This is a genomic window from Clostridium sardiniense (assembly GCF_050584765.1).
Classification (GTDB): domain Bacteria; phylum Bacillota; class Clostridia; order Clostridiales; family Clostridiaceae; genus Clostridium; species Clostridium sardiniense_A.
Genome location: NZ_JBNOOR010000001.1, coordinates 316996 through 329512, shown reverse-complemented (window position 1 = coordinate 329512; position 12517 = coordinate 316996). Strand labels below are relative to the sequence as shown.

15 protein-coding genes are annotated in these 12517 nt (G+C 26.3%); 7 read left to right on the top strand and 8 right to left on the bottom strand.

What is annotated here, in order from left to right; genetic code table 11:
• The first annotated feature begins 100 nt into the window (after positions 1–100).
• Complete coding sequence (locus ACQPUW_RS01660; protein ID WP_430835757.1) at positions 101–589, top strand: DUF2975 domain-containing protein; 489 nt, start codon at positions 101–103, stop codon at positions 587–589.
• 14 nt (positions 590–603) lie between these two features.
• Positions 604–813 carry a helix-turn-helix domain-containing protein gene (locus ACQPUW_RS01655; protein ID WP_430835756.1) on the top strand — a complete coding sequence of 70 codons (210 nt, stop codon included), beginning with the start codon at positions 604–606 and terminating at the stop codon, positions 811–813.
• A 68-nt stretch (positions 814–881) separates the two neighbouring features.
• Here the strand turns inward: ACQPUW_RS01655 and ACQPUW_RS01650 are convergent, their stop codons facing one another.
• A complete protein-coding gene (locus tag ACQPUW_RS01650) occupies positions 882–1772 on the bottom strand; it encodes a patatin-like phospholipase family protein (protein ID WP_430835755.1) in 891 nt (296 codons plus the stop codon).
• A 507-nt stretch (positions 1773–2279) separates the two neighbouring features.
• Between ACQPUW_RS01650 and ACQPUW_RS01645 the strand changes: the two genes are divergently transcribed.
• Positions 2280–2696, top strand: a complete 417-nt coding sequence (locus ACQPUW_RS01645) for a DUF3795 domain-containing protein (RefSeq protein WP_430835754.1) — start codon at positions 2280–2282, stop codon at positions 2694–2696.
• A 112-nt stretch (positions 2697–2808) separates the two neighbouring features.
• Positions 2809–3456, top strand: a complete 648-nt coding sequence (locus ACQPUW_RS01640; RefSeq protein ID WP_430835753.1) for a CatA-like O-acetyltransferase — start codon at positions 2809–2811, stop codon at positions 3454–3456.
• Between the two features lie 117 nt (positions 3457–3573).
• Here ACQPUW_RS01640 and ACQPUW_RS01635 read toward each other — a convergent pair whose 3' ends face one another.
• On the bottom strand, positions 3574–4116 hold the full coding sequence (locus ACQPUW_RS01635) for a GNAT family N-acetyltransferase (protein ID WP_430835752.1): 543 nt from the start codon (positions 4114–4116) through the stop codon (positions 3574–3576).
• Between the two features lie 347 nt (positions 4117–4463).
• Between ACQPUW_RS01635 and ACQPUW_RS01630 the strand changes: the two genes are divergently transcribed.
• A complete protein-coding gene (locus tag ACQPUW_RS01630; protein WP_430835751.1) occupies positions 4464–5036 on the top strand; it encodes a hypothetical protein in 573 nt (190 codons plus the stop codon).
• An 86-nt stretch (positions 5037–5122) separates the two neighbouring features.
• Here ACQPUW_RS01630 and ACQPUW_RS01625 read toward each other — a convergent pair whose 3' ends face one another.
• Positions 5123–5557, bottom strand: coding sequence for a MarR family winged helix-turn-helix transcriptional regulator (locus ACQPUW_RS01625; protein WP_430835750.1), 435 nt, complete (start codon positions 5555–5557; stop codon positions 5123–5125).
• Between the two features lie 12 nt (positions 5558–5569).
• Complete coding sequence (locus ACQPUW_RS01620) at positions 5570–6931, bottom strand: MATE family efflux transporter (protein WP_430835749.1); 1362 nt, start codon at positions 6929–6931, stop codon at positions 5570–5572.
• A gap of 179 nt (positions 6932–7110) precedes the next feature.
• Between ACQPUW_RS01620 and ACQPUW_RS01615 the strand changes: the two genes are divergently transcribed.
• A complete protein-coding gene (locus tag ACQPUW_RS01615) occupies positions 7111–7632 on the top strand; it encodes a nitroreductase family protein (RefSeq protein ID WP_430835748.1) in 522 nt (173 codons plus the stop codon).
• A gap of 51 nt (positions 7633–7683) precedes the next feature.
• Entirely contained in the window at positions 7684–8145 is a 462-nt protein-coding gene (locus ACQPUW_RS01610; protein WP_430837259.1) for a GNAT family N-acetyltransferase, read from the top strand.
• 190 nt (positions 8146–8335) lie between these two features.
• On the opposite strand, the gene ACQPUW_RS01605 is transcribed toward ACQPUW_RS01610, so the two are convergent.
• The 4 genes from ACQPUW_RS01605 to ACQPUW_RS01590 all read right to left on the bottom strand — a co-directional run bounded on the left by ACQPUW_RS01605 (position 8336) and on the right by ACQPUW_RS01590 (position 12337).
• Positions 8336–9793, bottom strand: a complete 1458-nt coding sequence (locus ACQPUW_RS01605) for a hypothetical protein (protein WP_430835747.1) — start codon at positions 9791–9793, stop codon at positions 8336–8338.
• 553 nt (positions 9794–10346) lie between these two features.
• Entirely contained in the window at positions 10347–10649 is a 303-nt protein-coding gene (locus ACQPUW_RS01600) for a DUF3784 domain-containing protein (protein WP_430835746.1), read from the bottom strand.
• 208 nt (positions 10650–10857) lie between these two features.
• Positions 10858–11610: an FkbM family methyltransferase gene (locus tag ACQPUW_RS01595; RefSeq protein WP_430835745.1), complete on the bottom strand. Its 753-nt coding sequence runs from the start codon at positions 11608–11610 to the stop codon at positions 10858–10860.
• 268 nt (positions 11611–11878) lie between these two features.
• Positions 11879–12337 carry a DUF4829 domain-containing protein gene (locus tag ACQPUW_RS01590; RefSeq protein ID WP_430835744.1) on the bottom strand — a complete coding sequence of 153 codons (459 nt, stop codon included), beginning with the start codon at positions 12335–12337 and terminating at the stop codon, positions 11879–11881.
• Positions 12338–12517 lie beyond the last annotated feature (180 nt).

Below are 12517 nucleotides of genomic sequence, written 5' to 3'. Positions count from 1 at the left end.
TTATTATTTTAAAATATATTTTTATTGAAAAACAATAAATTTTGTTTTATAATAACTTTATGAAAGATATAATTTATATTTAAATTACGGAGGTAATAAAATGAATAATACTTTAAGTTCAAAAATATTAAACTGGATATTAATTTTCGGAATTATTTTAACTTTCTTAGCACTAATTGGAACACCACTTGTAACTACAGCATTTTTAAAATCTGCTTTTTCAATACTAAATCAAACATTAGTTTTTAAAATATCTGCTTGTATTTATGTATGTTCAATACCATATATAATTTCTCTATTCAAGATTAAAAAACTTTGTGGTTTAGTAGTGAAAAATAGACCTTTCTCAATAGAAAGTGTTACTGCTTTAAAAACTATAGCAATATGTGCATTTGTTGAAATTTTATTAGTAGGTTCTACTTTCCTATATTTAAAGCGTTCAACTGAATTCTTTATGGGTTTTCCAATGGGAATACCTTTAATACCTACTTTAATAATTTGTATACCTGTGGGACTTCTATGTTTAGTATTCTCTGGGCTATTCCATAATGCTATGGAAATTAAAGAAGAAAATGATCAAACAATTTAAAAGGAGAGATTAGTATGCCAATAGTAATTAATTTAGATGTAATGATGGCTAAAAGAAAGATTAGTTCTACAGAACTTTCAGAAAAAATTGGAATAACTATGGCTAATCTTTCTATACTTAAAAATAATAAAGCTAAAGCAGTAAGATTTAATACATTAGAATCATTATGTAAAGTATTAAATTGCCAGCCTGGTGATATTTTAGAATATGTAGATAAAGAATAGTTTAAAAATAGTCTTTGTATAATTAACAAAAAAAGGATGTCCATTTGGACATCCTTTTAATTTATTCTTTAAGTAATTTCCTTTATCCAATTATAAAATTTAAAAAGTTTTGGATGATTTTCCCACTCTTCTCTCTCATGCATTAATTTCGCCATTATTATAACTGGCTCTAAAAGGTTTATAGTATCATTATATCCTTCTTTTATTCTCATTCTCTTAGCTGCCATATCCAAATTTAAAGTTCCTTTAAGAGTACTTTCATTTAAATTTCTAGGAATTAATTCTAATATCTTAGTATTCGGATAAAGAGTCTTATCAACTCTTTCCTCCTTTGATAAAAGTACAACTATAATAATATCACAGTTCTCTCCATAGACAGGCTGTATTGGAGTATTATCCGCAACACCTCCATCAATATATTTTCCACCTAAGACTTCTGTACAATCATATATCATTGGAAGAGATGCAGATGCAACGATCATCTCTTTAGCTGTTATATCATCATAATCATTTATCCTAAAATACTTTGCAGTAAAATCAGGTAACTCCGTACATGCAGCGTAGCATATCTTACCTCTTTCTTTTACTTTTCCTATATTCAAATAATCCTCTATTATTTCTCTTGCACCGTCTTTTGGAACTCCACCTTCTTCTAGCTTTTGAACCATATATTTCTTGGCTAAATTTAAATGGTGTGATCCTATTGCAAGTTCTATTCCTCTTTTTAGAAGTTGAAATTTACTTATAGGAACAAGCTTATCCATAGTAACTTCATCCCATAGAGCTTCAGCTGCACTTATATCATCTTGAGCAAATAAGACTGCATTAAATGCACCTATTGAAGCACCTGCAAAAACATCTATATATTTATCTAATCCCAACTCTTTTAATGCTTTCCATACACCAAGTTCGTAGGCACCTTTGCCTCCTCCCCCTGATAGCACTAATCCTATCTTCATATAAATCTCCTTTTTTTAAACTTATCCACTATTATATCCAAATAATAATTATTAAAACTAAGTATATCATAAATTTGTGTATAAATTTAAAGATACTATATTACTATATTTTTAATAAATTGTATAAATGTTTATTTAAATATAAAAAGCAATCTTAGCCTTAATAACATTAAAACCAAAACTGCTCTTTATGTTTGTTCAATAATTTTACTAGTAAATAGTTTTCACTTTATTATATGAATTTATTGCTTTAAATATTACATATAATAAAATTACTTTTCAGTTAATATAGCTATTATAATTATCTTTCTTTTTCAACTACAATATGCAAATGTTCTGTAGAATCCCTATATTGAGGATATTCACAAGTTTCTGCTGCAACTTTTACTAATATTTTAAAATAATCTATTCACTTCATTAAAGTGTTATATAATTAGTATATAACCTAACAAATAGTTATATTAAATAACAAATCTACAATTATTTTTATATGAAAGGGAGATGCAATTGGATATATCAGATATCACTAAAAATATTGGATATTGTGGTCTTATTTGCTCATTATGTCATGAAGTAGATAAATGCTCAGGGTGTAAATCTGAAAATAACTGTTGTGGAAGGCATTTAAGTAACAGTGGATGTTTTCAGTTTAACTGTTGCGTTGAAAAAGGGATAAATGGTTGTTGGGAGTGTAAAAATGCTCCATGTGATAAAGATATGTTTAACGAACACCATGATATTAGAAATAAAACTTTTGTAAAAGTGGCAAAAACTGAGGGAGTTGAGAAATTATCAGAATATGTTACTAGAAATCAAGATAATGGTATTTTATATGGCTGGAATAAGGATTATGACAATTTAGGCAGTGAGAATGCTGTTATTGATTTATTACATAATGGCATAAATAGCGAATATATTAGGTGAAAATGATTTAAATTAAGATAATCAAATCTACTAGTATTGTAATTTATGATATTACAATACTAAGTAATTAACAATTGTTATATTATTAATTAAAATTAAAGGGGAAAGAATAATGAATTTTAATATTATTGATATTGAGAAGTGGGAACGAAGAAAGTGTTTCGAGCACTATTTTAATAATGCAAAGTGTACTTATAGTATAACTGTAAATGTTGAAATAACAAATTTGTATAAATATATTAAAAATAATAATTTAAAGTTATATCCTGTATTCACTTGGATTACCACAAAGTGCTTAAATAATCATAAAGAATTTAAAATGGCAATTACTGATGACGGTAATCTAGGATATTATGATGAAATTAGTCCATGTTATTCTGTGCTTAATTATAAAACAAAAATTATGGATGAATTATTTACATTATATAGTAGTAATTTTAAAAAGTTTTATAGTAATATGCTATATGATATGGAAATGTATAAAAAAGATACGAAATACTCTTCTGACTTTCAAAAGAATTTTTACTTAGTTTCATGTATTCCTTGGATTAATTACTCATCCTTTAACGTTAATAATGAGACTAATATACCTATGTTATTTCCAATGGTTACCTGGGGCAAATATTATAATGAAAATGAAAAAGTATTTATGCCAGTATCACTTCAAGTACATCATTCAGTTGCTGATGGCTATCATTGCTCATTATTCTATGATGAAATCCAAGATATAGTATCAAATCCAGAGGTATATTTGAATTAACTAAAAAAATTAATCAGTATATATACATTAGAGAATAACTTTAATATAAGACTAATTAAGACTCAGCAATAGATTGCTGAGTCTTTTATTTGTACTACTTTTATTTAACTATGTTTATTATAAATCTCTGTATTTTCTATAGTAGAAGTAACTATCACTTTCCATGTTCGGTTGTTTATGTCCAATAGGTATTCTTTTTTCAAATAATTCAAAACCACACTTCTCTGCAAGATTACAAGAAGGGATATTTGCACAATCAATAGTTAAAATAATATACTTTATATCCGATACATTAAAACACCAGTCAACTAATGCATTTACTGCTTCTCTTGTATACCCTTTCTTTTGGTATTTTTCTGACATAAAATAAGCTACTTCAACTTCATTTAAGGTATCTTCAAGCCCCATACCAACCATTCCAATCATTTCATCTGTATTAGTTAATGCAATTACATATCTTTTGTTTTCATAAACATCAGTTGAATTTTTTTGTTCTTGATGCCAATCAATATATCCAAAATATGCTTGTGGTGAATCTCCGACTTCTGCCCAATCAGGCATAAACCTTAAAATCTCCTTCTCTCTAACAATCCTATAAAGGTTTTCTGCATCTTTCCTTTTAAAATCTCTAATTATTATCTGATTTGTTTCTATTCTCATAATATTTCTCTCCACCTAATTTAAACTAACTTTATAAACAATAAGCTACTATTATTTGTTAATTTTTAAGTTTATTTTACCATATATTTGATATTGAAATCCCATATTTTCAACAAGAAATCTTCCCTTCTCCATTTTATTCCTCTAATATTAAACTTCTCTACTACTTTTCCTCATAAATAATTTAACCCCTGATAAAATATCACTTTGCTTTTCATAATTGTTTCAATTCATTCTTGACATAAATATTACCTAATAATATATATTTTTACCAATTAAAATTATATAATAAAATAACATTAATTATTTTACAAATTTATGGGTTTAAGGGGTTTAAGGGGTTTAATATGAGAAAAACTAAATTAATATCAATTATTATTTTAATGTCAATTTCACTTACTGGATGCGCAGCTGAAAATCTGCCTACTAATACTACTGAAAATACTAAAATAGAAGAAAATCTTTTTATAGAAACTAATGATCCAGAAATTATTGACGAAAGATATAAAACTGTTGATAAAAAAGATTTAACTTATGCTATTACTAATAGATGGGGCTATTACTATGAGGCTAAAGATGGGTTTTATGGTATACCGATGGAATCTGAAGTTCCTAGAATAGATGATAAAGAATATGGTGGTATTCTTGAGTCATACACATATCCTGCTGAAGTTTGCCCTACTAATATAGATTATAATACTGCAATGAAACTAGTTAATTCTGTCCTTCCAGACGATATAAAAGAAGAAAGAGTTAAATATTTCGCTGAAACAAATATTTATTATACAGTATACTCTTCTAGCATTGATAATCTTGTTGTAGGATTAAATCTTGAAGGATATTCTGAAAAAGGCAAGGTACCTGATTTAAAATCTAGCACTATCGTTGGCATTAGTTATATGAGAGAGATTTCTGAATAAGTATAAATTTTTATAAATAATAGATAAAAGAAGATAATTTCTATCTTCTTTTATCTAAATTACATATTTAAAAGCTATAATTAAGCTTATTTCTCTAGATTACTTAATACAATATTAAGTAATCTAGACAATTCCTTCTTTTCTGTATCTTCCATTCCTTCTGTAATTTTCTCTTCTAGATTTTTAAATAAATCTTCAAAATTTTCTATAAGAACCTTAGCTTTATCTAATGTATATATCTGTTTTTTTCTTTCATCCTTTGGATCTATACGTCTTGATATAAATTCATTTTTTTCTAATACCTTAAGCATACTAGTAATAGATGACCCTTTTCTATCAAATGCTTTTTCAAGATCTGATTGAGATAATCCTTTATGCTCATTTTCAGCTATATAGCTTACCATTCTAGCTTGGTAACCTGTTAGTCCAAATGAATCTGATCCCTCATCCCCAATCTTTTTAAGATGATGTGAAATTGCTCTAAATAAATATTGAAATGTTTCTGTATTATTTTTTCTCATATATTAAAACACCTATCCTTCTTTAATCAATTCACAACTCTTATTTGCTGATAACTCCCCTCTTAAAGGTATTAATAATGCTACTGCAACTATGAAAGTGCATATTTCTGTTAAAGGTAGAGACCATACTAAACCATGGAACGCAAATAATGAATTGCAAACAACTAAAATTGGAATAAACAATGTACCTTGAGTAATTGACATTACAAATGCTTGCTTTCCTTTCCCGAAAGCTTGGAACATTCCTACAATTAAAGTTGTTATCCCTGAGAAAAACGTTGATATTAATGTTACTCTTAAAATATAAGTACCAATATTAATAACCTCGTAATCTTGTGAGAATAATCTAATTATATCACTACTGAATATATATATTAACCCCGATATACAAACAACTATTACAAGAATATAAAAAACAGTTTGTTTTATAGCCTTGACTAATCTCTCATTATTTTTTGCAGCATAATTAAATGCTATAAGTGGAACTATACCTTCTGCAAGTCCCATTGCAATAAATTCAGGTAATTGAGTAATTCTAGATTGAAGTGCAAATCCAGCTAAAGCCTTGTCTCCATAAAGAGCTGAAAAATTATTTAATAAAAGACTTGAGATAATTAAAAAGAAGCTTAATATAAATGCAGGTATACCAATTTTAAATGTATTACTTAAAATATCTTTAGTTATTTTAAAATCTTTTATTCTTACACTTAATACGCTGCTTTTCTTCGTAATATAAAACATAAAGTATAATACTGAAATAATATTTCCTATAAGAGTCCCAAGAGCGGCCCCTGTAACACCTAATTTAAAGAATATAATTAATATAGGATCTAATATCATATTTATAACACAACTCAAAGTTATACCAATCATAGATACTTTAGCTGCACCTTCTGATCTAACTATCTGTTCTAATGTAAAATTAAGAATAATAAACGGACCACCTATAATCATAACTACAATGTATTCTTTAGTATAAGAGAAAATATCTGCATTAGCCCCTAATCCACTAACTATAAAATTTATAAATGGTATAGAACATATTATACAGATAACCCCAATAGCTATACTAATATAAAAAGAAAATGACGATGCATTTTTAAGCTTGTCATATTTTTTTTCACCTAATAAACGTGATATATAAGTACCACATCCAATTCCAAAAAGATTCCCTATAGCCATAAAGACTGCAAATATAGGTAAAGAAAGACTTACAGCTGCAAGCATATTTGAATTATGTAACATACCTATAAAAAATGCATCAACAATATTGTAGATAACACTTATAGACATACCAACCATAATTGGAATAGATAAGTTTGCTATAGCTTTTCCAATTGGTGCTTTTTCTAAGTAATAATTTGATTCTTCCATAAAATAACCTTCTTTCGTACTCACTTTACATAGATATATAATTATTAGATATCTATTAGTTAGATATCTAATAATATAATTAAATTGAACTCATTTGTCAACTATTGTTTCTAATTTTAATTTAAAGCAAAATATTTACATGGTATAATTATACATATTGTATTTAGGGAGGTAGCGCTATGAATAATTTTTTTGAATTAATAGAAACCCGTGAAAGTTGCAGAAACTATACAGGAGACTCTATAGAAAAAGAGAAGCTTATAAAATGTATTGAAGCTGCTCGTTTAGCTCCTTCTGCTTGTAATGGTCAACCTTGGCAATTTTATCTGGTTACTAATTCAGATATAAAATCAAAATTGGTAAAGCTCACTCAATCGTCTAGCAAGAATGCTTCAGCCTTTATAGTAATTTTAGAAGAGAAACCTAAACTTCAAACTAAGATTGTAAATAATCTTAAAAATCAAGAATATACGCAAGTTGATATAGGCATAGCCGCATCTCATGTATGCCTTGCTGCTACTGAACTTGGATTGTCTACTTGTATGCTTGGATGGTTTAATGAAGATAAAATAAAAGAACTTTTAAACATAAGCCCTTCAAAAAGAATTAGATTAATTATAAGTGTTGGATATAGTTCAAATAAAGAACCCTCTAAAAAGAATCGTAAATCCTTAGATAAAATCCTAAACATTATTGATTAATAATTATAATATTTAAAACTAACTGAGGAAAAAGGACTGATTAAAATAGATATAAAATTAAGATTGTACAAAGAAGATGACTTAAAAGAGATTATTACTCTCTTCTATAGTACAGTCCATGTAATTAATATTAAAGATTATACTAAAGATCAAGTTAATGCATGGGCTCCAATGGACATTGATATTAATAAATGGAATTCTTCACTTTCTAAAAACTATACTGTAATAGCGGAATTTAATAACCTAATAGTTGGTTTTGGTGACTTAGATGATACTGGATATTTTGATCGTCTTTATGTTCATAAGGATTTTCAAGGACAAGGAATTGCAACAATGATTACTTTAGAAATTGAAAATTACGCAAGGTCAAAGAACATCAAAACCTTAACTACAGAAGCATCAATTACTGCAAAGCCTTTCTTTGAAAAGTTTGGGTATGAAGTAATTGAAGAGCAGCAGGTTTATCGCTTAGGACAAGCATTAAATAACTTTGTAATGAAAAAAGAAATCTAGTAGGTTACTATACTAGATTTCTTTTACTTCTAATTATCATCAAAATTTAAATCATTTTTATATCTTTTGCTATTTCATTTAAGCAACCTTCAGCTTGAGGGTATAGTCCTTTAAATCTAAGTCTAATCTTAATACTCTAATTAAAACAAAAAGCACTACTAATCTAAGTAATGCTTTAAATATTTTCTAATTATTTTCTAAATGACTTCTTTATCTTTGATTTTAGCTTATTAAACTCACTACTTGATGGATATTTAGTTTCTGATTTTGATGCTCTACTTATTGTATCATTTGCCCCAATATAATCATATGTCCTATACTGTGCCATAGCTAAATGATATAAATAAATTGGTGAATCTTCATCCTTATCTAGCAAAGCATCATAATATTCTGCTACCTTTTCAAAGTATATATCATCATATTTATTTGTTTGCCTTATTCCATCTTTATAAAACTCATAAATAGATACATTATAAGCTTCATCAATATCTCTGGTCCATAAGATTAACTCTTTTCCGCCATCACCTTTTATATCTTCTAAGAACATCTTTTCATAAGGTGGAAGATTATATCTAAACGCTTTATTTATCTCTCCACCTTTCAATGATAGTATATCCATATTACTTTCTGTATTACCATCTCTCCAGCCAACTAATATATAATTTTCCCTATTAACTTCAACTACATCTAAATCCTTAATGCTATATCCTTTTCCTTCAAATCCATCAATAAAATATATTCCATCATCATATTCTTTATTTAGTCCAACATAAGGCTTACCCTTTAAAGTATATGCAATTACTAGTTCTTCTTCTCCATCACCATCAAAATCTCTCTTTATAACTTTACTACTAGAAATTTCATTTAATGGTATGTTTATAGCATCAGGTGGTATATTAAGAATTTCTTCCTTATCCACCTTTTCATCTCTTGGCATCATACTTTCTTTTGATCCTGGTATTAGTATCCATGTTTCTGTAATTCTTGGAATATTATTTATTAATGTAACATTGCTTTCAATAAATCCAAGTAAATCTTTATCATCTACTCCAAGTATAGCTTTAGCAAGTACCAAATTATATACCTCTATATTGTCAGATTCTTTTGGATCTACATCTCTTAAATTTGTTACTCTTATACTTGCATTTTCTTTAACCTTTCCACTCTCATCATAACTCTGATTTAAGTACACTTTAGGTCTTAATGATAAATCAATAATATATTTTTCCTTTGTATCTTCTGATGTTATTTCCGCCCTATAATTATCTAAGTATTTAGCATTAAATTTAGCCATTGCATTAAACATATTATGATTGTAAATCTCTTCTAAGGAATTATTTTTGTAAGTATATACAGAAAATAAGTATGATCCCTTTTCCTTCTCAAGAGTACCCCTTATCATAACTTCTGCTTTGCCATCTCCATTGAAATCACCAATAAATAGACTTAAATTGTATCCAGCATATGGAATGTTTTTTATTATTGAATTTCCGTTACCTCTTAAACTAACATTTATAGTTATCCCATCAATATAATCGCTATCGCTAAATTTCTTGATACCTGTAAGTATTACTTTATCTAAAGAAAATTTATCAGTTACATTTCCATCTTTAGCATCAATAATACTTTTTCCATTATCTCGTGGCATCTCTGACCTCCAAAAAAATTCTTTTAATACCATACTATTACTAGATATGCCTTATTGATATAGTTTATTTATCTTATAGAAAACTTCTCATTATCATTCTGTATCCTAATACTTTTTCCTCAAATCTTTTTTGTATATATTTTTTTATTTATTTCTCTTTAGTATTTATCTTTAGTATTCTTTGGTACTGATTTTGGATCGTCTCCTCCTGTAGTCAAATTCAGACCCCCCATCGGAATTTTTATCGTCTCCTTTTTGGCGCACTTATCTAGAGGTATTTTAAATATAAAAATACCCTATGTCCTCTTTAAAGCAAAAATTTTTTTGGCATATATTTTATAATCTAATTAGATTGAAGCTTCTAATTATTATATATGCAGTAATTATAATTTACTAAAATAAAATTTTATATTTTTACGTAAATTTTTATAATATTTTTAATATTAATTTTAATTTTGTACTTACATTGACTAATTTAAATTATACAGATACATTGAATACCATTTTTACTTAATATAAAAGACAGGTGAATATTTTAATTATTCCCCTGTCTTTATTTGCTGTATTTCTTATCACCATATATCAATAGAATTATGAGAGCTACTATTAATATAGGATTAATTATAGCTACAACTAACACCGATTTACTAATAAAAGCAACTAATGCTATTATACTAATTAAAATCCCAAAAGCTAATAATACTAAGCCAGTCCAATTTAGATAAGACTTCTCATCTATTATATTTTTGATTTTATAATCATTTATAAAGCTTGACCTTTTCTTAAATTTTATTTTGTATCCAAAAAATATAGCTAAAACTCCTACCACTAGATTTAATATAATAAAGAAGTTCATATTAACCCTCCCTTTTAAAAATATCTAATTAATATTTAATTGCAGCACTAGCTAATAAATCATATAAAATAATCTATAAACGAAATGATTTACAATTTTATTATAGTTAGATATACTCTGATACGTTCTAAATTTTAAAAAGTATTCTATACACTCTTAAAAATTTCTGTATTAATTAATTAATTAATATACTTTTATTAATTAAACTCTATTCCAATGTTGCATATAAAACAGTATCTAAAATTGATTCAGAATAATGTCTTAAATATAATTTATATTCAGGTACTAGCTTCTTTATAAGAAGTGGAATTTCATATATATCTCTTGCTCTATGATAAACGCAAATAGCTAATTTAGGCTTGTACTTTTTTATTATTTTTTCTGCCCCTTCAATAGTTTGACACTCTGCCCCTTCCACATCCATTTTAATAAATGTTACAGGTGCAATATCAAATAATACATTGTCTAAACTATTAGCATTAGTTGTTGAATTACCTTTACTATAAATTTGAGATATAAAAGATCCATCTTCATAAAATCTAAGAGTCTCTTTTTTGTTCCAACTTGCTAATTTATAAGTTACTACATTGTTTATATCATTTTCTAATATATAACTGTTTAGAGAAAGCATATTTTCATGGTCAGGTTCAAAAGCAATAATCTTTTTATATCTTCCATTAACTTCCTCAATAAATTTCTCTATGGTATCTCCTGTATAAGCTCCTAAATCAATAAAGAATTCATTATTTGATAACTTAATTATATCTTTATCAAAATATTGATCATTATATGTTGAAATATCCTTTAATAAAGATATATCACCTGTTTCATATACCTTAATACGAGCTTCTAATACTCTTTTTGATTCCTCATCCTCTAATATTTTTTTTAATTCATCTATTTTATACGTTGTATCATCTGACTTACATTTGTTCCAATTTTCCATAAAATAATTAATCATCCCTCTGCCTCCTACTAATATTACAATCGATTTCATTCTTAAAATTACTAATATCTATAATCAAATTTAGAATTATTCTAATATCAAATTTTAATAACTTAATTCTTATAAATAATTATATCACCTTAATTTATTTATTTCCATATTTTTACTTTTTATTTTGTAATTTATTTTATATATATTCAGCTAATACAAATGAGTCATCTTTTTAAAATAAAAAAAAGACAGTATTCTTACTGTCTTAATATTTATATTTATTTGCTATATACTATTGATTTCCTATACTATCTATCTTCCAGCTCCCATTTTCTTTTATTAAATTATAATATTTACTATCATCACCACTATCTTGCGGCTCAATATTTTCATCATTATATTCTATATGATAATCCACATTAAAAATCTTTATATTATTCCTACTTATATTATTTATGCTTCCCAAGCCACTTGAAAAATATTGATTATACATTTCTTCATCTTTAATTAATTCTACTTTCTTTAAAGAAACCTTTTTTATATTATATAATCTGAAATCTGAATCCTTATTTCTATCTGTATAGCAATCTAATAATTTTTCCAAATTTTTATTATTAATATAATCAAAGGATTTTTTTATTATATTCTCTGGCATTTTATATTTAAATACACATAATCCAATAAGAATTATTATAATACTAACTATATAAAATACCTTCTTTTTACTTATTCTAAAAAAACTTTTCCCCATATACCTCCCATAACCCCCATAAATATTCTATTTATCATTTATATCAAAGAAACCAAGTTTAAATATATACTGAATACTTTCATTAATTCAGCTCCCTATATTTAAATTTATAAATGTGAATTATAAAATAATTAGATCACATTACATTTCTTCCATATACATACTACCATATTTTAACAT